This window comes from Bradyrhizobium sp. CCBAU 11430 (genome assembly GCF_028128855.1).
In the GTDB taxonomy this organism is placed as follows: Bacteria; Pseudomonadota; Alphaproteobacteria; order Rhizobiales; family Xanthobacteraceae; genus Bradyrhizobium; species Bradyrhizobium ottawaense.
On the sequence record NZ_LBJV01000059.1, the window covers coordinates 131119 to 153724 of the forward strand.

At 65.0% G+C, this 22606-nt stretch carries 20 protein-coding genes and 1 pseudogene; 15 read left to right on the forward strand and 6 right to left on the reverse strand.

Annotated features, from left to right (window positions below):
- The first annotated feature begins 196 nt into the window (after positions 1 to 196).
- The 5 genes from cobS to XI04_RS19585 all read left to right on the forward strand — a co-directional run bounded on the left by cobS (position 197) and on the right by XI04_RS19585 (position 6451).
- Entirely contained in the window at positions 197 to 1195 is a 999-nt protein-coding gene (cobS, locus tag XI04_RS19565; RefSeq protein WP_028141859.1) for a cobaltochelatase subunit CobS, read from the forward strand.
- 141 nt (positions 1196 to 1336) lie between these two features.
- Positions 1337 to 3238: a cobaltochelatase subunit CobT gene (gene cobT, locus XI04_RS19570; RefSeq protein ID WP_028141858.1), complete on the forward strand. Its 1902-nt coding sequence runs from the start codon at positions 1337 to 1339 to the stop codon at positions 3236 to 3238.
- Complete coding sequence (locus XI04_RS19575; RefSeq protein WP_271608732.1) at positions 3235 to 4329, forward strand: esterase-like activity of phytase family protein; 1095 nt, start codon at positions 3235 to 3237, stop codon at positions 4327 to 4329. The genes cobT and XI04_RS19575 overlap by 4 nt, the downstream gene beginning before the upstream one ends.
- A 298-nt stretch (positions 4330 to 4627) precedes the next feature.
- Complete coding sequence (locus XI04_RS19580) at positions 4628 to 5740, forward strand: NADH:flavin oxidoreductase/NADH oxidase (protein ID WP_271608733.1); 1113 nt, start codon at positions 4628 to 4630, stop codon at positions 5738 to 5740.
- A gap of 303 nt (positions 5741 to 6043) precedes the next feature.
- Complete coding sequence (locus XI04_RS19585) at positions 6044 to 6451, forward strand: hypothetical protein (RefSeq protein ID WP_028141855.1); 408 nt, start codon at positions 6044 to 6046, stop codon at positions 6449 to 6451.
- 47 nt (positions 6452 to 6498) lie between these two features.
- On the opposite strand, the gene XI04_RS19590 is transcribed toward XI04_RS19585, so the two are convergent.
- The 3 genes from XI04_RS19590 to XI04_RS19600 all read right to left on the reverse strand — a co-directional run bounded on the left by XI04_RS19590 (position 6499) and on the right by XI04_RS19600 (position 8888).
- Positions 6499 to 6744: a PilZ domain-containing protein gene (locus XI04_RS19590; protein WP_026201681.1), complete on the reverse strand. Its 246-nt coding sequence runs from the start codon at positions 6742 to 6744 to the stop codon at positions 6499 to 6501.
- Between the two features lie 344 nt (positions 6745 to 7088).
- Positions 7089 to 8402, reverse strand: coding sequence for a DUF2235 domain-containing protein (locus XI04_RS19595; protein WP_038973644.1), 1314 nt, complete (start codon positions 8400 to 8402; stop codon positions 7089 to 7091).
- Positions 8403 to 8531: 129 nt separating this feature from the next.
- A complete protein-coding gene (locus XI04_RS19600; RefSeq protein WP_271596168.1) occupies positions 8532 to 8888 on the reverse strand; it encodes a hypothetical protein in 357 nt (118 codons plus the stop codon).
- A gap of 322 nt (positions 8889 to 9210) precedes the next feature.
- On the opposite strand from XI04_RS19600, the gene XI04_RS19605 reads away from it, so the two are divergent.
- From XI04_RS19605 to XI04_RS19620, 4 genes are all read left to right on the forward strand, one after another.
- Complete coding sequence (locus XI04_RS19605) at positions 9211 to 9477, forward strand: hypothetical protein (protein WP_038951165.1); 267 nt, start codon at positions 9211 to 9213, stop codon at positions 9475 to 9477.
- Positions 9470 to 9766, forward strand: coding sequence for a hypothetical protein (locus XI04_RS19610; RefSeq protein WP_038951164.1), 297 nt, complete (start codon positions 9470 to 9472; stop codon positions 9764 to 9766). The genes XI04_RS19605 and XI04_RS19610 overlap by 8 nt, the downstream gene beginning before the upstream one ends.
- A gap of 190 nt (positions 9767 to 9956) precedes the next feature.
- Positions 9957 to 10235, forward strand: coding sequence for a DUF1488 family protein (locus tag XI04_RS19615; protein WP_028141851.1), 279 nt, complete (start codon positions 9957 to 9959; stop codon positions 10233 to 10235).
- 91 nt (positions 10236 to 10326) lie between these two features.
- Complete coding sequence (locus XI04_RS19620) at positions 10327 to 11007, forward strand: hypothetical protein (protein WP_038951163.1); 681 nt, start codon at positions 10327 to 10329, stop codon at positions 11005 to 11007.
- A 301-nt stretch (positions 11008 to 11308) separates the two neighbouring features.
- On the opposite strand, the gene ftsZ is transcribed toward XI04_RS19620, so the two are convergent.
- Positions 11309 to 12565, reverse strand: coding sequence for a cell division protein FtsZ (gene ftsZ / locus XI04_RS19625; RefSeq protein WP_271608735.1), 1257 nt, complete (start codon positions 12563 to 12565; stop codon positions 11309 to 11311).
- Positions 12566 to 12618: 53 nt separating this feature from the next.
- Positions 12619 to 13113: a hypothetical protein gene (locus tag XI04_RS19630; RefSeq protein ID WP_271608736.1), complete on the reverse strand. Its 495-nt coding sequence runs from the start codon at positions 13111 to 13113 to the stop codon at positions 12619 to 12621.
- 533 nt (positions 13114 to 13646) lie between these two features.
- Here XI04_RS19630 and XI04_RS19635 point away from each other — a divergent pair.
- Positions 13647 to 13892, forward strand: coding sequence for a hypothetical protein (locus XI04_RS19635; protein ID WP_271608737.1), 246 nt, complete (start codon positions 13647 to 13649; stop codon positions 13890 to 13892).
- 857 nt (positions 13893 to 14749) lie between these two features.
- Here XI04_RS19635 and rpmB read toward each other — a convergent pair.
- On the reverse strand, positions 14750 to 15061 hold the full coding sequence (gene rpmB / locus XI04_RS19640) for a 50S ribosomal protein L28 (protein ID WP_028141842.1): 312 nt from the start codon (positions 15059 to 15061) through the stop codon (positions 14750 to 14752).
- 558 nt (positions 15062 to 15619) lie between these two features.
- On the opposite strand from rpmB, the gene XI04_RS19645 reads away from it, so the two are divergent.
- The 5 genes and pseudogenes from XI04_RS19645 (at position 15620) to XI04_RS19665 (ending at position 22463) form a co-directional block, all read left to right on the forward strand.
- Entirely contained in the window at positions 15620 to 16429 is an 810-nt protein-coding gene (locus XI04_RS19645) for a DUF3108 domain-containing protein (RefSeq protein WP_271608746.1), read from the forward strand.
- 728 nt (positions 16430 to 17157) lie between these two features.
- Positions 17158 to 20565: a helicase-related protein gene (locus XI04_RS19650; RefSeq protein WP_271608738.1), complete on the forward strand. Its 3408-nt coding sequence runs from the start codon at positions 17158 to 17160 to the stop codon at positions 20563 to 20565.
- A gap of 10 nt (positions 20566 to 20575) precedes the next feature.
- Positions 20576 to 20845: pseudogene (locus XI04_RS19655) on the forward strand (RNA-binding S4 domain-containing protein); the annotation flags it as partial.
- A gap of 132 nt (positions 20846 to 20977) precedes the next feature.
- Complete coding sequence (gene fdxA, locus XI04_RS19660; RefSeq protein ID WP_011082989.1) at positions 20978 to 21316, forward strand: ferredoxin FdxA; 339 nt, start codon at positions 20978 to 20980, stop codon at positions 21314 to 21316.
- Positions 21317 to 21659: 343 nt separating this feature from the next.
- Positions 21660 to 22463: a CarD family transcriptional regulator gene (locus tag XI04_RS19665; protein WP_080670149.1), complete on the forward strand. Its 804-nt coding sequence runs from the start codon at positions 21660 to 21662 to the stop codon at positions 22461 to 22463.
- Positions 22464 to 22606: the final 143 nt, after the last annotated feature.

Genomic DNA, 22606 nt, shown 5'->3' on the forward strand with positions numbered 1-22606 from the left:
GAAATTCGAGCGTGATTCGCAAGGCAGCCCTCCAAAAACTGCGTTCCTTGCCTATCTAAATGAAAAGACAATGGAACTTTGATTGTGGCACGGGCTTCTGCCGGCCACTGGTCTCTGATAGGTTGATTTTCAGCACCCAGCCGCAGCCAACGTGCAAATAACTGGTTTCGGGACCGCCCGGGACCTCGGAGGATTGATGACGACCGCCGCCCTGTCCAAAGTTGAGGAAGTTTCCGGTCTGCCCGACATGAAGGTGTCGGTGCGGCAGGTGTTCGGGATCGACAGCGATCTCGAAGTCCCTGCCTATTCCGAAGTCGATCCTCACGTGCCCGAAGTCGATTCCGACTATCGCTTCGACCGCGCCACCACGCTCGCCATTCTCGCCGGCTTCGCCCGCAACCGCCGCGTGATGGTGACCGGCTATCACGGCACCGGCAAATCCACCCATATCGAGCAGGTCGCGGCACGGCTGAACTGGCCCTGCGTCCGCGTCAACCTCGACAGCCACATCAGCCGTATCGACCTCGTCGGCAAGGACTCGATCGTGGTCCGTGACGGCAAGCAGGTCACCGAATTCCGCGATGGCATTTTGCCCTGGGCGCTGCAGAACAACGTCGCGCTGGTGTTCGACGAATACGACGCCGGCCGCCCCGACGTGATGTTCGTGATCCAGCGCGTGCTGGAAGTCTCGGGCCGCCTGACGCTGCTCGACCAGAACAAGGTGATCAAGCCGCATCCGGCGTTCCGGCTTTTCGCCACGGCGAATACGGTTGGCCTCGGCGACACCTCGGGCCTCTATCACGGCACCCAGCAGATCAACCAGGGCCAGATGGACCGCTGGTCGATCGTCACCACGCTGAACTATCTCAGCCATGACGAGGAAGTGGAGATCGTGCTGGCCAAGGCCAAGCATTATCGCACGCAGGAAGGCCGCGACATCGTCAACAAGATGGTGCGCCTCGCCGATCTCACCCGTAACGCCTTCGCCAATGGCGATCTGTCGACGGTGATGAGCCCGCGCACGGTGATCACCTGGGCGGAGAACGCCGACATCTTCGGCGATATCGGCTTCGCGTTCCGCGTCACCTTCCTCAACAAGTGCGACGAGCTCGAACGTCCCCTGGTCGCCGAGTTCTACCAGCGCTGCTTCAACGCAGAGCTGCCGGAATCGGCGGTGAATGTGGCGCTGAGCTGATCTCTAACGGTGTGGGTCCCGGCGAACGCCGGGACCCATACCGCGTGATGTTTCGATTGAAACGACGCTGATAGTTTCCTGACACGAGAGCGGCCGGTGGTTATGGGTCCCGGCGTTCGCCGGGACGACAGATAGGGTCAGATGACCACCTCCAACTCCAAATTCCGCAGCACCAAGGAAGCGCCGACCGAGCCGTTCAAGCGCTCGGTGGCCTCCTGCCTCAAGGCGATCGCCAAGACGCCGGAGCTGGACGTCAGTTTCGCGGCCGAGCGGCCGGGCCTCGCACCCGGCAAGGCGCGGCTGCCCGAGCCCGCGCGCAAAATGACCAAGCGTGATGCCGCCATCGTGCGCGGTCACGCCGATTCCATCGCGCTCAAGATCGCCTGTCACGATGCCAAACTGCATCGCAAGCTGATGCCCGGCAATCCGCAGGCGCGCGGCGTGTTCGAGGCGGTGGAGCAGGCGAGGGTGGAGGCGATCGGCGCGCGGCGCATGGCGGGCGTTGCGAAAAACCTCACCGCGATGCTCGACGACCATTTCCACCGCGGCAAGTTCGACGAGATCACCGACCGTGCCGACGCGCCGCTGGCCGACGCGCTGGCGATGCTGGTGCGCGAGCGCCTGACCGGCATGGCGCCGCCGACGGCCGCGAAGAAGATGGTCGATCTCTGGCGTCCCATTCTCGAAGACAAGATCGGCAAGCGGCTCGACCGGCTCGACACCCTGGTCGAGGACCAGACCCGGTTCGGCGACGCCGTGCACGATCTCCTGACCGCGCTCGATATCGGCGACGAGCGCAACGCCGACAGCGAAGACAATGACGAGAACGACGAGAACCAGGACGGCGACAACGACCAGTCCGGCGCCGAAGGCTCGCCCGATTCCGACGCCGCGCAGGAGATGAGCGCCGACCAGGCGCAGGCGAGCTCGGAAGAGATGAGCGAGAGCGCGATGGAAAGCGCGCAGGCCTCGACCTCGGACACGTTCGACGACGGCGAGCTCGGTGACGACGAGACGCCGGGCGAGGCGACGCGTCCGAATTCGCACGGCAAGAACGAGCCGCGCGGGCCGGAATATCACGCCTTCGCGCCGAAATTCGACGAGATCATCGCCGCCGAAGACCTCTGCGACCATGACGAGCTGGAGCGCCTGCGCGCCTATCTCGACAAGCAGCTCGCGCATCTTCAGGGCATCGTCGCCCGCCTCGCGAACCGCCTGCAGCGCCGCCTGATGGCGCAGCAGAACCGCGCCTGGGAGTTCGATCTCGAAGAGGGCATTCTGGACCCCGCGCGCCTGTCGCGCGTCGTCACCGATCCCTATCATCCGCTGTCCTTCATGCACGAGAAGGAGGCGACGTTCCGCGACACCGTGGTGACGCTGCTGCTCGACAATTCGGGCTCCATGCGCGGACGGCCCATTACGGTCGCGGCGACCTGCGCCGACATCCTCGCGCGCACGCTGGAGCGTTGCGGCGTCAAGGTCGAGATTTTGGGATTTACCACGCGCGCCTGGAAAGGTGGCCAGTCCCGCGAAGCGTGGCTTGCCGCCGGCAAGCCGGCCAATCCCGGCCGCCTCAACGATCTCCGCCACATCATCTACAAGTCGGCGGATGCTCCGTGGCGTCGTGCGCGAAAAAATCTCGGCCTGATGATGCGCGAGGGTCTCCTCAAGGAGAACATCGACGGCGAGGCTCTGGACTGGGCGCATAAGCGCCTCCTGGGCCGGCCCGAGCAGCGCAAGATCCTGATGATGATCTCGGACGGTGCGCCGGTCGACGATTCCACGCTGTCGGTCAATCCCGGCAATTATCTCGAGCGGCATCTGCGCCACATCATCGAGGAGATCGAGACCCGCTCGCCGGTCGAGCTGATCGCGATCGGCATCGGCCACGACGTGACGCGCTACTACCGCCGCGCGGTGACGATCGTGGATGCCGAGGAACTCGGCGGCGCCATCACCGAGAAGCTCGCTGAACTCTTCAGCGAGACCAACACCGCACCCACCCAGCCGGCCGGTCGCCCGCGACGCAAATTGCATTCGTGAGCACGCATCGATCCCGCCGCAGCTTTATCGGCTTTGCAGCGGCGGGATTTTCCACACTCGCAGTCTCTCGCTTCGCGCTGGCGCAAGCCGCGGCCGAGCCGCCGCCGCGCGCGCTTCAGGTCGAGAACGCCGTCGTCGAGCCGGTCACCGTCGAGGTCAACGCGCGCGCCATTCCCAATTTCGAGCCGCGCGACCGCACGCGCACGCGCTTCGGCTCGCTGGACTATCGCAGCGGCCTGGTGCTGACCTCGCGCTATCGCGGCTTTGGCGGCCTGTCCGGCATTCGGCTCGATGCCAAGGGCGAGGGCTTCCTCGCGGTCTCCGACCAGGGCGGCTGGTTCACCGGTCGCATCCGCTACGCCAATGGCAAGATGACCGGGCTCGACGACGTCGAGGCCGCGCCGCTGCTCGGCGCCGAGGGGCGGCCGATCACGGAAAAGCGCCTGTGGTGGGATTCGGAATCGATCGCGCGCGACGGCAATTTCGTCTATGTCGGGCTCGAGCGCGTCAACCAGATCCTGCGCTACGACTTCTCCAAGGGCGGCACGCGCGCGCGCGGCGAGGTGGTGCCGGTGCCGGCGGGGATCCGCAAGCTGCCCTCCAACAAGGGGCTGGAGGCGCTGGTCGTCGTGCCCAAAGAAAAGGACAAGGGCAAAGACCAGAACATGCCGCTGGCGGGCACCCTGATCGCCTTCTCCGAGCGCGGGCTGGATGCCGACGGCAACCTCACAGCCTTCCTGATCGGCGGTCCCTCGCCCGGCCAGTTCAGCGTGCGCCGCACCGAGAAATACGACATCAGCGATGCCGTGCTGCTGCCCTCCGGCGAGCTTCTGATCCTGGAGCGCAAATTCTCCTGGTTCACCGGCGTCAACATCCGCATCCGCTCGATCCCGCTGAAGTCGATCGCCCCTGGCGCGCTGGTCGACGGCCCCGCGCTGTTCGCCGCCGATCTCGGCCACGAGGTCGACAACATGGAAGGCATCGACGCCCACGTCACGGCCGAAGGCGAGACCGTGCTGACGCTGATCTCCGACGACAATTTCTCGATGCTGCAGCGGACCCTGCTGATGCAATTCACGCTGGCGGAGTAGGCCACTGCTGTCGTCCCGGGGCGCGACGAAGTCGCGAGCCCGGGACCCATACCCACAAGGCGTGATTTGACGATGACCCGGAGTGGCAGTTCGCTCGACGACTTTGTCCTGTGGCTATGGATCCCGGATCTGCGCTGACGCTTGTCCGGGATGACAGCGGAATTTGCCGCGTCATCTCGCGACCACATTGCGGGAATGCACGCCGAGGCGAGCCGCCATTCCCCAGCGCGCCTAGCAATCGTCTGTCCGCATACTACACTCTTTCCACTGCCCCTCTCATCCCCCGGAACTCCCCCGCATGAGCGTCCTGTTTTCCCCGATCAAGCTGCGCGGCCTGACGTTGAAGAACCGCATCGTGGTGTCGCCGATGTGCCAATATTCGGCCGACGACGGCGTCGCCAATGACTGGCACTTCACCCACATCAACAATCTCAGCCTGTCGGGCGCGGCGATGTTCTGCATCGAGGCGACCCATGTCGAGGCGATCGGCCGCATCACGCCGGGCTGCCTCGGGCTCTACAGCGATGCCGCCGAGGCCGCGCTGAAGCAGGTGCTCGCCTCGGTGCGCAAGCATTCCTCCACCGCGATCGCGATGCAGCTCGCCCATGCGGGCCGGAAAGCGTCGAGCGCGCGGCCCTGGGACGGCGGCCAGCTGATCCCGGTGGAGCAGGGCGGCTGGCAGACGGTGGCGCCATCGGCGCTGCCGCACAAGGAAGGCGAAGCCGCGCCGCTGGCGCTGGACGCAGCGGGCCTCAAGCGCATCCGCGAGGCCTTCGTCGATGCAGCTCGCCGCGCCGAGCGCATCGGCATCGACGCCATCGAGCTGCACGGCGCGCACGGCTATCTCTTGCATCAGTTCCTGTCGCCGATCTCCAACAGGCGCACCGACGAATATGGCGGGTCTTTGCAGAACCGCATGCGCTTTCCGCTCGAGATCTTCGATGCGGTGCGCGCCGTCTTCCCGCACGACAAGCCGGTCGGCATGCGGGTGTCGTCGACCGACTGGGTCGAGGGCGGCTGGGATCTGGCGCAGACGATCGAGTTCGCCAACGCGCTGAAGGCGCGCGGCGTCGACTGGATCGATGCCTCCTCCGGCGGCGTCTCGCCGCTGCAGAAGATCCCGCTCGGCCCCGGCTATCAAGTGCAGTTCGCGGAGGCGATCAGGCGCGAGACCGGACTGCCGACCATCGCCGTCGGCCTGATCACCGACGGCAGGCAGGCCGAAGAGATCGTCGCATCCGGCAAGGCCGACATGGTCGCGCTCGCCCGCGGCATGCTCTACGACCCGCGCTGGGCCTGGCACGCCGCAGCCGATGTCGGCGGCGAGGTCGAAGCCCCGCCGCAATACTGGCGCTCGCAGCCCTCGACGCAGAAGGCGCTGTTCGGCAAGACCACGTTCGGGGCGCGGTAGAGGCCGCGTGCGCGTGCTGCACGTGTGGCGCGATACCCGCGCCACAAACTCTGCTGTCGTCCCTGCGCATGCAGGGACCCATACCGCGTGATCCATCGATGGCGCGCGGTGCCGGTTGACAACTTAACTAAGAGTCTTCGCCTCACCACTTCCTGTGGTTATGGGTCCCTGCGTGCGCAGGGACGACAGCGGAGAATGTCGCGCGGCGCTTTCGCCCACCCCGCATCCGTAAATTCCCCCAGCTTCCACCCTCCGCAAAACTGGCCTAACCTTGCGCGACCCCACTCCTCGCGGAGGCCCGCCATGCGTTTTCGTGTTCGCCAAACCGCCCATGTGTTCGAGCGCGTGGGGCTTGCGATGGCCGGCGCGGCGTGCGGGCTGTTCGTCGGCGCCTATGTGGGATCGGCGATATCAGCGCTCACCACGCAGGGGTTTCTGATGGTGATGATGCTGCTGGGCTTCGTCGGCTTCTATCTCGGCATCGACACGCCGCAATTGCCGTTCGACGAGGCGCATAGCGCGATCGACGCCGCCGAATTCCTCAGCGCCGCCGGCACGCTCTGCGCCACGCTCACCGCGCTCGCCTCCGTCGCCGTCATCGTGCTCCGTCTCGACCCGCACATGGCCTGGACCTGGCTCGCTCTGCTCGGCTGGATCGCCGGCGTCGCCATGCAGATCGTCGGCGGCGCGAAAGCGAGGATGCGGAAGTAGCTTCCTCTTGACCCTCCCCCGCAAGGGGAGGGCAAGCAAGATGTCCCTCAGAACACCACGCCCACCCGCGTGCCGCGCTTCCAGGCGATGCGGCAGCGCTTCTTGGTGTTGACGTGCAGCAGCTCGAATCTGTCGGGGATGTTCACCTGGCCGCCGAGATCGACGCAGGCGCCGCCGGGCGAATAGTCGATCAGCGTGCAGTTGATCACAGGTGCGCGCGGGTCGGTGATGATCTTGGCCTGGCGCGACACCAGCCCGGCAGGCTTCACGCGGGCATATTTACGCGGATACATTGGCACTCTCCTCCAATTCCGCAGGTCTAGCGGTGGATCCTGTGCAGGATGATGCGGATGAGTTGATGCGATCCGGCTAAGGCGGGCGGGAGAATTTTAATGAAAAGTAGCGGCGAAGGAAGAAAGCGGCGGTAGCGGGGTGGGGCCGCCTCAAACTCCGTCGTCGTCCCTGCGAAAGCAGGGACCCATACCGCGTGATGTCTCGGTTGCGCCCGAAAGCAGTCCCGAACAACGAGTCTTCGCCAAACCACTTCCTGTGGTTATGGGTCCCTGCTTTCGCAGGGACGACCGCGGTGATGTTGGCGCACCTGCCTCCACACCCGTTAATGAGAGCGCCGCCCTCCTCACATCTCCGCCGTCTCCATCTCCGCATGCTGCGGCCCCACCGGCATCGGCACCGTCACGTACTCCTTCGGCAAATTCACCGGCCGATAGTCCGGCTCCACGGCCATCCGCTTCAACACGCTCTCATGCACATGCGCGCCTTCGGGGATGGGGCGCGGCTCGCAATCGGGGATGTAGAAGCCGAGAAACACTTTCCGCTCCGGCCACTCCCGGTACTTCGCGCTCTTCGGCAGATATTCCAGAACCCGCCAGCCCGGCGTCATCGAATCGTGCAGCACGCCCGTCTTCCCAGTGTAGGCCGGCTCGACGTATTGAAACGGTGAGTTCTTGCGCTGGATGCCCCAGGCGAGCTGCTTGATGGTCGCGGGGTTGAAGTTCAGCCCCGCCTTCTCCGCCTCCGCGATCATCCAGATCAGCGGATATTTCGAGTCCCCGCTTTGCGCCTCCGGATAGCCGCCGCCGACGTCACTGTGCACGCCGGCGAACCACACCTGCAGAATGTCCTGCGGCACCTTCTTCTCGTCGGGGACATACCGGTTGCTCCAGAACTCCTGCGGCTCCCAGTACTTCTTGAGGCGGAACATGCAGCGCCGCTCGTCGATCGCGATCGCCTGCCGGAAGATCTTGACGCTGGGGTTGCGCAACGTGAAGGCAAGCTCCTCCAGGCTCGGCCAGAACAGCCGGTCGGCGCGCGGCACGATCACGCTCGCCACGGTGTCCCACACGCCGATGAAGTGGATGGTCGGCCAGCGCGTCGAGGTGATGCGCGCGAACTGGGCGGCGAGATCGAACTCGTCCTTCGGCAGCGGCCCCTGGTCGTCGAAGGCGACGTCCGAGAGATCCTCGAGGTCGTTGCCACGCCCGGTGCCGGAATATTGCTTGTAGGCGACGAGGCCCGAGCCTGCGAGGTTCGCCTGCTCCGGCCTGATCAGCCCGACCTTGTGGATCAGCCCCGCCAGCACGCGAACCGTGTAGGCCCCGCGCGAAAAGCCGAACAGGTAGATGCGGTCGCCCGGCGCGTAATGCTCGACCAGGAAGCAATAGGCCGACAGCACGTTGTCGTCGAGCCCGTAGCCGGTGGCGAGCCCCAGCACCAGGTTGATATTGGCCTTGAGCCGGTGCCACGTCGTCGGCTCCGTCACCGTGCCGACGCCCGGATCGTAAAACACCATCTGCCGCGGCTGCGTCCTGTCGGTCTTGCGCAGGCAGCGATAGAGCTTCAGGACGTTGGAGATGTTCTCCGAGATCTCGTTGCCGGTGCCGTCACAGCAGATGACGAGGTTTTTCGGCGCGGTCGTGCGGTCGTGCTCCACGGGTCATCCCCTCCCGGTAATGCTACCGGGACGAGTATAGCAAAAAAGCGCGACGGCGAGGAGCCGGCGACGCTGCGCTCCCTCGCCCCGCTCGCGGGCCGCAGGCGGGGGGAGAGGCGAAGGAAGCCGCTACTTCTTCTTGCCCGGTCCGAAATCCGGCTGCCAGGCCACATCCTTGCGGCTCGGCGCTGCCGCGATCACCTTGGCCTTGTCCTTCTTCGGCTTCTTGGTCTCGCGATTGCCGCGTTGCTGTCCCTTGGCCATGTCGGTCTCCTTCTGAGATTTATCTGGGGGTGCGAGTTCGTCCAGTTCGTCCGATTGCAGCACGCGTCCGCGCGGCGTGCAGACCCTCACGTCGATGGCGCCGTCGCGCAGGAATTTTCGCGCCAGCCGCAGCGCAAGGCTGGCGCTGCCGCGGCCGAGATTGGCGCAGCCATATTCGTTGGTGGCGCTGACGAGATAGGGCACGCGAATGGCCCTAGCCATTGAAGATGGCCGCCGCGCACACCAGCAGCAGAAGGAACAGCGGAACCACCACCGGCGGCACGATCCATTCGGAAAGGCGAAACTGCGACATGCTTGCTCCTGCTCGAACTTGCGGCGGGAGCGCACGTGACCCTCAGTCACCGGTCGAAGCCGTTGCGAGATGTGCGGTGATGCGATGACTCTACGCCTGCACCGCGCCGATAGCGAGGGCTAAAACGCCGCGCGCGCCGCCGACAATAACGCTGGCTATTGCCGCGCAACGCGCGCATGCTCGCGCTCGCCAGCGTCCGGTGGGGCCCCTCTTTTTGAAAGGCAGGCGCGCATGACCATCCGCTCGCGGCACGAATTCGTGACGTTCAAGCATCCGTTTCACATCCGCGGCATTGCGCGCGAACTGCCGGCGGGCCGCTACGAGGTCGTCACCGACGAGGAGATGATCGAGGGCCTGTCGTTCGCCGCCTGGCGCCGCGTCGCCACCATGATCACGGTGCCCAAGGAGGGCGCGCGCGGCGACATCACGGAAGTGCATGCGATCGGCTCGGTCGACCTCGCGGACGCTCAACGCATCGATGCGACCGCCCATGACTGATGTTCCGGTCGAGCTCGACAAGCACCGCGGCATGGCCGCGCAAAAGGCCACCGATCTGCGCCGCGCGCTGTCCGAGGTCGAGAACAATGTCCGCGAGCTGCGCGAGCGCGAGGCCGATCTCGAAAGCCGCATGCTGACGGTGCCGGCGATGTCGTGGCCGGAAGCCGCGGTGAAGGCCCGCTATCTGCTCAACCTCTATGCCGCCGGCCTGCCCGCCGAGGACACCCGCCACCGCGCGCTGGTGGCCGCCCTGTTCGACGATTTCGCAAGGCTCAACGGCGACGGCTGAAGGCGGCCGCCCCACGGGTGTCGTCCCGGACAAGCGAAGCGCAGATCCAGGACCCATAGCCACGGAATTGAGTTGTTGCAGATGCTCGTGCCACGGCGTGCTTGAATCAAGCCGACCGGGTCACAGGTCCCGGCCCCCCGTTGCGCAATGGCGCACCAGGCCGGGACGCGCGCAGTACAGGAGTAACCCCATGACGCTCACCAGCGGCCGTTTCATCGGCCACGACCAGGACCGCGGCATCGTCCAGTTCTCGATGCAGGACGGCGCGAAGGAATTCGCCTGCGCGATCTCGACCTCCGCCATGGACGATCTCGAGCGCGGCCCGCGCGCCCGCCCCAATGAGCGCGAAGCCCAGTTCACCCGCCTGCGCGAGCGCATCGAAGCCTGCGCGGGACGGAAGTACCAGGCGACGGAGTTCGAAGGCACTCCGCCGGGGATCGTGCTGCGGAGCATTGATTTTCGGGGGTAGGGGACACGGACGGCCCCATTGCCCCTCATCTGTTGATATTAACCCCTTGTTAACCATGCGGTTGCCTAATGTTGACGATGGGGGGATCACCATGTCGGCCCATGTGACGCGACCGAGGTTGATGCCTGTTTCGGCCGATCCGGCCATCCGGTCGGTGGCGAGGCTGGCGGTTCGCGCCAGGGCCGTCCTACAGGGCAAAGCGCCTGTCCTACGGAGCAAAGCCATGTTCGGAAAGGACGACTTAGTGGACAATCTCAGCCGCGATCTCGATCGCGCGCGCGGACGACGCGATGCGCTCGCATCCGAAGCCACGACCCTGACGGCGCAGATCGCCGAAATCGAAGCCCGCCTTTCTGAAGAGAAGAAAAGGCGGGAGCGTGAGCGCGTCCTGAGCGAGATCGAATTGATCAAGACGCGAGTCAAGCAGGCCGCCGGCGCGTTTGCGCCCGTCGTCGACGGTCTCTCGAGCGCGATCGAGCAGGCTGCGGCCGTCGTGCCCGAGGCGCGCGAGCTCAATAGTTTCCTCGTGTCGGTGGCGACTGAGATCGACAGCGTGCTCGATCCCCTCTTGCGCGAACTGGATCAGCGTGCGGATGCGGTGCGATCCGGACAGGCAGCGCTGGACTTGCCGAGTTCGGCCGTTGAAGCGCCGCCCATCGAGCTGCCGAAAGACCCCAACGAACGCCTGCTTCGTTTTCCGGCCTGGCTGTCGCGCGACAAGGAGTCGGACAAGAAGGAAACCGCGGAGAGCCCGCGCAGCACGGCAGCGTGAAGCATCGGCGGCTGGTTTCGTTGCGGCGCATCCTTCGAGACGCCCGATCGAGGCGGGCTCCTCAGGATGAGGACTCGTTTCCGCGGCGAGATATCAAACATTCATGGTGAGGCGCCCGCCAAAGCGGGAGAGTTGTTGTTTACTCCGTCATTCCGGGGCGCGCCTCTTGGCGCGAGCCCGGAATCCATACTCACGATGGTGGTTATGGATCCCGGGCTCGCGACTTCGTCGCGCCCCGGGATGACGACCTGTTGTTGGACTCCGTAGTCGACATGCAAGGAACCGCGGCTCTCTCGACCCCTCAGTTGGCGGCGCGGCGCAGGAAGGCCGGGATATCGAGAACGGCCTCGTCGGGCGCATTGCGCGCAGGCGCGCGGCCGTAAGGATCGAGCGGCTGAAGCGCCGCCTGCCGCGCATGGTCCAGGCCCGGCCGTGCCGGTGGCCCCACGGGGTGGTGCGGCTGCGGGCGGAGCGGCGGGCTGCCCGCTTGCGGAATGGGTGCGCTGCGCTCGATGCGATCGGCGATGCGGCGGCTGTCGTTGCGCAGCCTGCCGGCGAGCTGCGTGAGGGCGGTTTCCACCGGCAGCGCCTGCGCCGGGTCGAGATTGTCGATACCGGTCGCCACCACCGAGACGCGGACGATGCCTTCGAGGCTTTCGTCAAAGGACGCGCCGACGATGATGTTGGCGTCCGGGTCGGCCTCGTCGCGAATGCGGCTGGCCGCTTCGTCGACCTCGTACAGCATGAGATCCTTGCCGCCGGTGATGGAGATGATGAGACCACTGGCGCGCTTGATCGAGGGGTTCTCGATCAACGGATTGGAGATCGCGGCGACGGCGGCGGCGAGCACGCGCTTCTCGCCGGAGGCCTCGCCTCGTCCCATCATGGCCTTGCCCTTCTCCTTCATGACGGAGAGGACGTCGGCAAAATCGAGATTGATCAGGCCTTCCTTGACGATGAGGTCGCTGATGCAGGCCACGCCCGAATAAAGCACCTGGTCGGCAAGGGCGAAGGCATCGGCGAATGTGGTCTTGTCGCTGGCCACCCGGAACAGGTTCTGGTTCGGGATGATCAGGAGGGTGTCGACCGTCTTCAGCAGCTCCTCGATGCCGGCCTCGGCAAAGCGCATGCGGCGCTGGCCCTCGAAGTAGAACGGCTTGGTAACCACGCCGATCGTGAGAATGCCGAGCTCGCGCGCGGTCCTGGCGACGACGGGGGCAGCTCCGGTGCCAGTGCCGCCGCCCATGCCTGAAGTCACGAACACCATGTGCGCGCCGCTCAACTGATTGCGGATCGCATCGATGGCCTCCTCGGCTGCGGCGCGGCCCAGTTCCGGCTGCGAGCCGGCGCCGAGGCCTGCGGTGACATGCGTGCCGAGCTGGATGAGGTGCTTCGCCTTCGACATGGCCAGCGCCTGCGCGTCGGTGTTGGCGACCACGAACTCGACCCCTTGCAGCCCGGCCGTGATCATGTTGTTGACGGCATTGCCGCCTGCGCCGCCGACACCGAACACGACGATGCGGGCCTTCATTTCATGAATATCGATATTGCCAGCCATTTTTCCCTCGCGATTGGTCCGGCAAGCCGGGGATTAGAGAAAGTCTTCGAGTGCTACCTGCTAGCCGCGCGGTCTGCTTTGACGATGGCGGCGGCCAGATGTCCCAATCGACGCGCGGCGTGTCCCGCGATCGAGCCGTCCCGGCGATCGCTCCGCAGCGCCGTCACTTCGTCTTCCAGTCGCGAAGCCCACGAATTGGCTGCCATGGTCTCGGCGGTCGCCTGCTGCAGCTCGACGGCGAGGCGATCGGCGCGCTCCCGCTCGCGTTCGAACACGGCCCTGTAGGCGGTTGCGACGTCTTCGAGCCGCGCGATCTCCGCCTTGAAGGACTCGGTCTTGACGGCCTCGATCTTGGCCATGGAAACATCGATGGGGTCTGCCGGGCGGGCACGTCGCGGGCGGGGTGTGTACCGGAGCTCGGCGAGATCAACGCTCACCAGGGCCTTGCCGTCATCCGAACGCGAGCGCGGCAGCCGGCGTCGTCGCGCCAGCGACCGCGCGGCCTCGCGCGAGATGTTGAGGCGGGCACTGAGATCGGCATACGTCAACAACGCAACGCACATCGGCGCTTCTCCTGGAGCGAACCGGGAAGGCATTTCGAGCTAATGATGGCTGGACGATTACAGCAGGCTAGGGTGCGTTGGTTAATGAACGGTTAACGCGCGCGGGAGGTGTTTACGGGTGCCGTCACGGCAGATGACGAGGTTATTCGGGGGCGGGTTTGGGATCGGTCTCCACGGTATGCCCCTCCCGGTAATGCTAAGCACGAGATGAGCCGACCGAAGGAAGCACCAAACGCAGGTCATAATCTTGCGAGATTGGCCTCCCGCAATAGTGCCTTCAATAGCTGCGCAACCTAGATATCGCGCTGCGCTAGCAGCCCCGAATCTATAGCTCCTGCTACGAGCCGACTCGGTCCTCTAGCCTTTTCTCCAAGGAGTTCGACTCGATAACGAGCTCGACTTACCGCGACGTACAACCGGTTATGGGACACATAGGATAGGAAGCTCTTGCTGCTCGAATCCTCATCGTTCGCGGTAGGTGGAACCCGTCCACCGTCAACGCCTACTATGATGACGCCATGAAATTCGAGGCCGCCGACAAAATCGGCGTGACCAAGAACCCACTGCGACGCCTCGCGCGCAGCACCAACTGCCGTAGCATCCCCTCGTCTCGTAAGGAGAATTGCAGGCTTGTTCCTGTTTCGGGCATATTCAGTCAGTTCTGTTACGATATTGCTGTTGAGGCTGACAATCAGTATGTCGCTACGCCGACATCCAAGGTCCTTCTGAAGTGCTTCTGCACGTTCAAATGCGCCTTCGATTAGTGCCTGCTCATTCGCTGCATGGTAGTAGATCGGTTCAGCGCAGAGCCGTTCCTCGGCTTCAGTGAAGCCCGAGGCTGCGGCCTCCATTGGGTTGTCAAAATTAGTAAAAAGAGTCGCTCCAGACGCCAGAATGGCGAATGCTAAGTTCACGATGTCGGGCGAAGATCTGAAGACCGTTCTGACGACCTCGCTTTGCTCCGCCGAATCCCCAGAATCTAACAGATTGCTTGCAATATCTTCGGTGCTCCACCCCTTGTCGCCGACGGCTTGTGATCTGTCGACCGAGTACGCGATCGGATATCCGCGTCGTCTGCTCGGATATACGTTTCAAGAATCGAGGCCGGAGTCTGTGAGGATAGTATGCTGAGGGGAAGATCGATCGTCTTCAGCGCGGACGCGATTCTAGACGCCGAATCAGCCGAGGCTCTCGATAAGACTAGCTCGTAACCATCGACTTTGAGCCAATCACGGAGTGGCACAGCCGGGGCGTAGTTGAGCACATTGTACTTGTCTTGCTCGAGGTCGCATCGCGCGGTCAGCACTAGACCATAGATTGGACAATCTGGATAACGTTCTGCTTTTGCGCACGAGAAAATGGAGCCCTGATTCAGTTGCCCCAATAGAGGTTCCTTGATTGTCATCCCATCCCACTCAGGAAATTTTGAAAATAGTAGTGACGCGTCAATGCAACCAAAATGAGCAATAAGGCTTAGCCGCCTCCATCCCAAGTGGCGATATGCACAGCCCAAAACAAAAACGGCCGGATCTTCCGATCCGGCCGTCACGCAAAACTCTACTGGCTAAGCCTACGCCACGCGACGCGACGCAACCTAGCCCCCGCCCAATTTCTGAAAAACTTAGCTGGCCTTCTTGGCCGGTGCAGCCGTCGGGCCGACCTTTTTCTGGATGGCGCGCTTCAGCTCGAGGGCGCGGGGCGACAGAAGGTCGGCCTTGGCCTTGAGCAGGAAGGCGTCGAGGCCGCCATTGTGGTCGACGCTCTTGACCGCGTTGGTCGAGACGCGCAGGCGCACGTTGCGCTCCAGGGCTTCGCTGATGAAGGTCACGTTGACCAGGTTCGGCAGGAAGCGGCGCTTGGTCTTGATGTTGGAGTGGCTGACCTTGTGGCCGACGAGGGGGCCCTTGGCCGTCAGTTCGCAGCGGCGAGACATGGTAGAAATCCTTAAGTTTCGAACCCCTAACGAGTGCGGCCGCCATTCTGGGCGCCACGGGGGCTAATTCTTCGTCCTTGCAGGGAGCGGGCGGACGTATAGGGGGGAAGGGGCGGGTAGTCAAGGATTTGGGCGGTCTTTTCGCCTCTCCCCGCCTGCGGGGAGAGGCCGGAATGCGCGCGAATAGCGCGGATTCCGGGTGAGGGGGCGTCTCCGCGGGTGAGGGAGCCGCCTATGACCTCAACTATCGCCGCCCTCGCGGAGAGCCCCCCTCACCCCGACCCTCTCCCCGCAAGCGGGGCGAGGGGGAAAAGGCAGCGGGAGAGGCGAAGCCGATCACCAAAACGGCAATGTTTGTCGCGCCTTACCATCACATAAAGGGCGTATTCGCGACCGAAGACTCCGGTGGAGTTCCCGGCCTCATGCGCCCGGACACATTGCTCGCCGCGGTTTTTGGCTTAAGTAACAACCGTCGCGCCCCGATTGGATTGTTTCGTGCTCACAACGTCCCCTTTTGCGCCAGAACAGCGCTCAGTCCGTCCGCGCTTTGCCGGCTGGCTGGCGGCGCTTTGCGGCCTGGCCGTGGCGTGGGGCGCGGTGCCCGCGGCGGCGCAGGGCAAGCTCGAGGCGCAATATGAGGCCTCGCTGGCCGGCATTCCCGTCGGCAAGGGCGCATGGAACATCGACATCCAGGACGACGTGTTCTCGGCGGCGGCCGCGGGCGGCACCTCGGGGCTGCTGAAGTCGTTCACGGGCGGCTCTGGCACCGGCGCCAGCCAAGGGCGCATCGTTGGCGGCGCGCTGGTGGCGACCGGCTACCAGGCCTCCACCACCACCTCGAAGAAGACCGAAGAGATCCGCATCACGCTCGACAAGGGCAATGTGAAGGATTTTGCGATCCTGCCGGAGCCGCCGGTCGATCCGGACCGCGTCGTCGTCACCGACGCGCATCGCCGCGGCGTCTGGGACCCCATGACGGCCTCGCTGCTGCGCGTGCCCGGCAATGGCGACCCAGTCTCGCCGGACGCCTGCCACAACTCGGCCCCGGTGTTCGACGGCCGCATGCGCTACGATCTCAAGCTCGATTTCAAGCGCATGGAGAATGTGAAGGCGGAGAAGGGCTATCACGGCCCGGTGGTGGTCTGTTCGCTCTATTTCGTGCCCGTCGCCGGCTACATCCCCGACCGCCCCGTGATCAAATATCTCGCCGCCCAGCGCAACATCGAGATTGCGTTTGCCCCCGTCGCCGGCACCCGCGTCCTGGTCCCGTTCTGGCTGAAAGTGCCGACGCCCCTGGGGCCGGCCATGCTGGAAGCGACCAGCTTCATCACCACGGCCCAGCCGCCAAGGGTGGCGAAGACGCAGTAAGCGGCGGCGGTGGTCCCGTTTACCCTCCCCTGGAGGGGGAGGGTCGATCGCGCGCAGCGCGAGCGGGGTGGGGTGATCTCTCCACACGAAGACTGCCCGTGGGGAGAGATCACCCCGCCCCGTCACGCATCTCGCTTCGCTCGCTCGCGTGCCGACCCTCCCCCTCCAGGGGAGGGTAAGGGATCTCGCAAAATCAACCACTTACCTACTGTGCATGGGGTTGTTTTCGCAAAAATTGGTCCCGGCGGCTCCGGTCCCGGAATCCATTTGACTCCTCCCCGATTCTGATTCGACTCCGCGCCGTCCCCAACTTAAGGCTTTGCGCCATCGAAACGTCACTTGTACGGCAGCCCAAAACTCCATCTAGTTGCAGCCAACAAGACTCCCGCGACATGTTGCGTGAACGGAACATGACTCCGGGGGGAGTCAGCGATTCGGCCGCGATTCGTTCTAGAGTCGTTCCGAAGCTTAAGACCAACGGGAAAAGCGTCGCAAAGTGAGACAGTTGCGCGAGGTTTTTCTCCCTCGCCCCGCTTGCGGGGAGAGGGTCGGGGTGAGGGGGAGTCTCCACAGATGCGGTGACAGATGGACTCGCGGAGAGTCCCCCTCACCCGGCGCTTTGCGCCGACCTCTCCCCGCAAGCGGGGCGAGGTGACTTCCAAGCGCTGCCCGCCCCCGCCCACAACAGCACTGACATTCGCCCAAATCGCCACTACCTAATCCCCCAGATGCCCTTTTCCTCCTCCCCCTTCGCTTCCGAGCGCGCGCCGTCCGATCGCGTGCCTGGCGCCGGCGTCACTGCGGTGCTCGGGCCGACCAACACCGGCAAGACCCATCTCGCCATCGAGCGGATGCTGGCGCACCCTTCCGGGATGATCGGGCTGCCGCTGCGCCTCTTGGCGCGCGAGGTCTACAACAAGATCGCCGCGCGGGTCGGAGCCGAGGCGGTCGCGCTCGTCACCGGCGAGGAGAAGATCAAGCCGAAGAGCCCGCGCTATTGGGTGTCGACCGTCGAGGCGATGCCGCGCGACCTCGACGTCTCCTTCCTTGCCGTCGACGAGGTCCAGATCGCCAGCGATCTCGAACGCGGCCACGTCTTCACCGATCGCATCCTCAACCGCCGCGGCCGCGACGAGACGCTGCTCTTGGGCGCCGCCACCATGCGCCCGATCATCGAGCGGCTGTTGCCGGGCGTGTCCATGATCACGCGGCCGCGCCTGTCGCAGCTGGAATTCGCTGGCGATCGCAAGATCACGCGCCAGCCGCGCCGCACCGCGATCGTCGCGTTCTCGGCCGATGAAGTCTACGCCATCGCCGAGCTGATCCGCCGCCAGCATGGCGGCGCCGCGGTGGTGCTGGGCTCGCTCAGCCCACGCACGCGCAATGCGCAGGTGGCGATGTTCCAGAACGGCGATGTCGATTATCTCGTCGCCACCGACGCCGTCGGCATGGGCCTCAATCTCGACGTCGACCACGTCGCCTTCGCCTCCGACCGCAAGTTCGACGGCTACCAGTTCCGCCGGCTGACGCCGTCCGAATTCGCGCAGATCGCGGGGCGCGCCGGCCGCGCCACGCGCAACGGCACTTTCGGCACCACCGGCCGCTGCGCACCGTTCGAGCCCGAGCTCGTCAACGCGCTGCAGAACCACACCTTCGATCCCGTGAAGATGCTGCAATGGCGCAACGCCAGGCTGGATTTCTCCTCGCTCGGCGCGCTCCAGGTGTCCCTGAACCTCGCCCCCGGCCACGAGGCGCTGACGCGCGCCCCTGTCGCCGAGGACATGCGCGTGCTCGACCATGCCGCCCGCGACGTCGAGGTGCGCGATATCGCGCATGGCAAGGCGGCGGTGGAGCGGCTTTGGGAGGCCTGCCAGGTCCCCGATTACCGGAAATTGTCGCCGGCCGCCCATGCCGAGCTGGTGACCACGCTGTACGGCTTCCTGATGCGGAAGAGCTGCATCCCCGACGCCTGGTTCGAGGCCCAGATCACCCAGGCCGACCGCGTCGACGGCGACATCGACACGCTGTCGGCCCGGATCGCGCAGATCCGCACCTGGACCTTCGTCGCCAACCGCCCGGACTGGCTGAAAGACCCCGAACGCTGGCAGGGGATCGCCCGCGAGGTCGAAAATAAATTATCGGATGCGCTCCATGAACGCTTGACTGAGCGTTTCGTTGATCGCCGGACCAGTGTATTGATGCGCCGCCTGCGGGAGAACACGAGCTTGAATACTGAAATCGGCAAGACCGGCGAAGTCATCGTCGAAGGCCATGTCATCGGCCGCCTCGACGGCTTCACCTTTGCACCGGATGCGGCGGAAGCTGGTTCGGATGCGAAAGCCTTGCAGGCTGCAGCGCAAGCAGTGCTCGCCGGCGAGATCAACACGCGCGCCGAAAAGCTCGGCAACGCGCCGGACGATCAGTTCGTGCTGACCTCGGAAGGCACCATCCGCTGGACCGGCGACGCCGTGGCGCGGCTGTCTGCCGCAGAGGAGGCGCTGCATCCGCGCATCCGCATCATCTCGGACGAGCGTCTCACCGGGGCGCCGCGCGAAAAAGTGCAGGCCCGGCTCGAGCTCTGGCTCAAGACCCATGTCGAGAAGCTGCTCGGGCCGATGTTCGAGCTCTCCAAGGCCGAGGACGTCACCGGCATCGCCCGCGGCATCGCCTATCAGCTGGTCGAGGCGCTCGGCGTGCTGGAGCGGCCCAAGATCGCGAACGAGCTGAAGGATCTCGACCAGCCCTCGCGCGCGGTGCTGCGCAAATACGGCGTCCGGTTCGGCGCCTACCACATCTATTTCCCCGGCCTTTTGAAGCCTGCCGCGCGTGCGCTCGCAGCGCTGTTGTGGGCGCTGAAGCAGGACAATGTCGATCTGTCCTCGCTGTCGGGCGCGCAGCATCTGGCGAGCTCGGGCCGTACCTCGTTCCCGGTCGACAAGGCGCTGCCGCGCGATGCCTATCGCGTGCTCGGCTACAAGCAGGCCGGCGAACGCGCCGTGCGCGTCGACATCCTGGAGCGTCTTGCCGATCTGATCCGCCCGGCGCTGGCCTGGCGCGAGAACGCGTCCGGCGAAAAGCCGGCCGGCGCCTTCGACGGCCGCAGTTTCGTGGTGACGCAGGCGATGACCTCGCTCACCGGATCTGCCGGCGAGGATTTCGCCTCGGTGCTGCGTGCGCTCGGCTACCGCATGGAGAAGCGTCCGCCGCTGCCGCAAAAGCCGGCCGTGGTGGAAACGGTCGCGGCCGAGACGCCGCCGGCTGAAGGAAGCGCCGACTCCTCGACCGAGACCGCGGCGGAGGCCGTTGCCGGCTTGCCGGCGGAGGCCTCCACCGAAGCGGTCGCCGAGCCGGTCACCGTCGAAGATGCGCCCGGCATGGAGGTGCAGGACGAGCCGGCCCAGGAGGCCGAGCCCGTGCTGGAAGCCTCTCCGGAGGCCCCCGTCACGCCCGAAGACGCCCCCGGCATTGCGCCGCCGGCGGAAGAGCCCGCTGCGCCCGTCGAGGCTGCCGGCCTCGAAGCCGCTCCGGCCGAGACCGCCGCAACCGAAGCTGCCGCGTCACCCGACGCCGCCGCGCCTGAAGCTGCGGCGACGCCCGCCGAGCCCGAACTGATCGAGGTCTGGCGTCCCGGCGGCCGTCACGAGGACCGCAAGCCACGCCACGAGCGCCATCGCCATCAGCGTCATCACCATCAGCCGCGTCCGCAAGGAGGCGCCGAGGCAGGTGCCGCGCCCGCGGAAGGCGGGGCCGCGCAAGCCGCCGACGGCGCGAAGCCGGGCCAGCGTCATGGCGGCCATCGCAGGGACGGCGGCAGAGACTTCCGCAAGCCGCGCGAAGGTGGCGAAGGCGCGCCGCGTCCCGAGGGGCGCGACGACAGGAATCGCCGCTTCGAGGGCAAGGATCGCGACAACAAGGGACGCGATCGCGACAAGGGCAAGTTCGGCGGAGATCGCGACAAGGGCCGTGACAATCGCGGCCGTGACCGCGACAAGGGCCGCGACCGCCAGGGCGGACCGTCGCTGCGTCCCTACGCCTCGAGCGCAAACCCACGCGAGCGCGATCGTCCGGCCGATCCGAACTCGCCCTTCGCCAAGCTCGCCGCGCTGAAAGAGCAGCTGTCCGGCCGGAAGGAGTAATCCCACGACCGAGCGGCAGCGCCTCGACAAATGGTTGTGGCACGCGCGGGTGGTGAAGGCGCGCACCTCCGCGGCCGAGCTCGTCGGGTCGGGCCACGTTCGCGTCAACGGTGAGCGTGAAAAGTCGCCGGGGCATGCGATCAAGATCGGCGACGTCATCACCGTCGCGCTCGATCGCACCGTGCGGGTGTTGAAGGTCACCGGCTTCAGCGAGCGCCGTGGCGATGCTGCCGCGGCGCGGGTGCTCTTCGAGGAGCTAAGCGAAGCGAAACGCAATTAATTGCGTTTCGAATTCACTTCTTGGTCGATCAAACACACAAAGCGGTCATGATCGGGCCTTCCCGACCTTGCGGCGCCCGGCCATCCGCGCTACGCAAGCCGCGACTTTTAAAAGAGCTTTTCGGAGCGTTGGATGACTTACGTCGTCACTGAAAACTGCATCAAGTGCAAGTACACCGACTGCGTCGAGGTCTGCCCGGTCGATTGCTTCTACGAGGGTGACAACATGCTCGTCATCCACCCCGACGAGTGCATCGATTGCGGCGTGTGCGAGCCGGAATGCCCCGCCGACGCCATCAAGCCGGACACGGAACCGGGCCTGGAAAAGTGGCTTTCGGTCAACGCCGACTACGCCAAGAGCTGGCCGAACATCACCCAGAAGAAAGAATCACCTGCCGACGCCAAGGAATTCGACGGCATGGAAGGCAAGTTCGAGAAATATTTTTCTCCGAACCCCGGCTCCGGCGACTGAATCGGGCTCAAACTTAACCCTAATAGCGGCGCTGCCGCCGAAAACCAGCCCTCAAGACCCCTAAATCATTGATTTTTGCGGGAAATGTGCTATATTGGGCACATTAAGCCGAACCCGTCAGCCCCGTTGGCCCCGCTGGGTTCCCGTGAAACCAAATGTCGAACAGGGGCGTGGCAGTTTCCGCGCGCAGGCTGTGTCACAGAAAACGCGTAAAAAGAGTACTTCAGCGAGGGCTTCCCATAAGGAGGCCAAAAAAGTCGCCGCGGCCAGCCGTAGCGCATCCAAGGGTCGGACCGCGACGAAGGCACCGGCTGCAAAGTCCTCGAAGAACAAAAGAAGCGCAATGCCTAACAAGACTGCCAAACCGGCCGCGAAAGCGACCGCTGCCAAGCCTGCTGTCAAGCCCGTTGCTGCCAAGGCTCCCGCTGCCAAGCCCGCCGCGTCGAAGGCTCCCGTTGCCGCTCCTGCCAAGGCTCCGGTTGCTGCCGCCAAGCCCGCTGTGAAGCCGGCGGCTGCTGCGCCGAAGGTCGAGGAAAAGAAGGTCGTGACCCAGCGTCAGGGCTTCAAGGCCAATGAATTCGTCGTCTATCCCGCTCACGGCGTCGGCCAGATCCTGGCCATCGAGGAGCAGGAGATCGCCGGCGCGAAGCTCGAGCTGTTCGTCATCAACTTCATCAAGGACAAGATGACGCTGCGCGTGCCGACCGCCAAGGTCGCCAATGTCGGCATGCGCAAGCTGTCCGAGCCGGCGCTGGTGAAGAAGGCGCTGGAGACGCTCAAGGGCCGCGCCCGCGTCAAGCGCACCATGTGGTCGCGCCGTGCCCAGGAATACGAAGCGAAGATCAATTCGGGCGACATCGTCGCGATCGCGGAAGTCGTGCGCGACCTCTATCGCTCGGAGTCGCAGCCGGAGCAGTCCTACAGCGAACGCCAGCTCTATGAAGCGGCGCTCGATCGTCTGTCCCGCGAGATCGCGGTGGTGCAGCACTCGACCGAGACCGAAGCGGTCAAGGAGATCGAGGCCCAGCTCGCCAAGAGCCCGCGCCGCAACGCCAAGGCGGAAGCCGCCGAGGGCGAGGCGGATGCCGAGGGCGATGCCGACGATACCGATGGCGACGACACCACGGTCGCCGACGAGGCCGCGTAAGCAGCTTCGTTCTGCGCAAGCAATCAAAAGCCCGGCCTCGCGCCGGGCTTTTTGTTTGGGGTCGTAGCCGTCATTCCGGGGCTCGCGAAGCGAGAGCCCGGAATCCATTCAACCACCGTCTTTGCCGCCTGATGGATTCCGGG

Coding starts and splice junctions, on each gene's coding strand:
- cobS (WP_028141859.1), top strand. CDS start 197: ATGACGACCGCCGCCCTGTCCAAAGTTGAGGAAGTTTCCGGTCTGCCC.
- cobT (WP_028141858.1), top strand. CDS start 1,337: ATGACCACCTCCAACTCCAAATTCCGCAGCACCAAGGAAGCGCCGACC.
- XI04_RS19580 (WP_271608733.1), top strand. CDS start 4,628: ATGAGCGTCCTGTTTTCCCCGATCAAGCTGCGCGGCCTGACGTTGAAG.
- XI04_RS19585 (WP_028141855.1), top strand. CDS start 6,044: ATGCGTTTTCGTGTTCGCCAAACCGCCCATGTGTTCGAGCGCGTGGGG.
- XI04_RS19590 (WP_026201681.1), bottom strand. CDS start 6,744: ATGTATCCGCGTAAATATGCCCGCGTGAAGCCTGCCGGGCTGGTGTCG.
- XI04_RS19600 (WP_271596168.1), bottom strand. CDS start 8,888: ATGGCTAGGGCCATTCGCGTGCCCTATCTCGTCAGCGCCACCAACGAA.
- XI04_RS19605 (WP_038951165.1), top strand. CDS start 9,211: ATGACCATCCGCTCGCGGCACGAATTCGTGACGTTCAAGCATCCGTTT.
- XI04_RS19610 (WP_038951164.1), top strand. CDS start 9,470: ATGACTGATGTTCCGGTCGAGCTCGACAAGCACCGCGGCATGGCCGCG.
- XI04_RS19615 (WP_028141851.1), top strand. CDS start 9,957: ATGACGCTCACCAGCGGCCGTTTCATCGGCCACGACCAGGACCGCGGC.
- XI04_RS19620 (WP_038951163.1), top strand. CDS start 10,327: ATGTCGGCCCATGTGACGCGACCGAGGTTGATGCCTGTTTCGGCCGAT.
- ftsZ (WP_271608735.1), bottom strand. CDS start 12,565: ATGGCTGGCAATATCGATATTCATGAAATGAAGGCCCGCATCGTCGTG.
- XI04_RS19635 (WP_271608737.1), top strand. CDS start 13,647: ATGAAATTCGAGGCCGCCGACAAAATCGGCGTGACCAAGAACCCACTG.
- rpmB (WP_028141842.1), bottom strand. CDS start 15,061: ATGTCTCGCCGCTGCGAACTGACGGCCAAGGGCCCCCTCGTCGGCCAC.
- XI04_RS19650 (WP_271608738.1), top strand. CDS start 17,158: ATGCCCTTTTCCTCCTCCCCCTTCGCTTCCGAGCGCGCGCCGTCCGAT.
- fdxA (WP_011082989.1), top strand. CDS start 20,978: ATGACTTACGTCGTCACTGAAAACTGCATCAAGTGCAAGTACACCGAC.
- XI04_RS19665 (WP_080670149.1), top strand. CDS start 21,660: ATGCCTAACAAGACTGCCAAACCGGCCGCGAAAGCGACCGCTGCCAAG.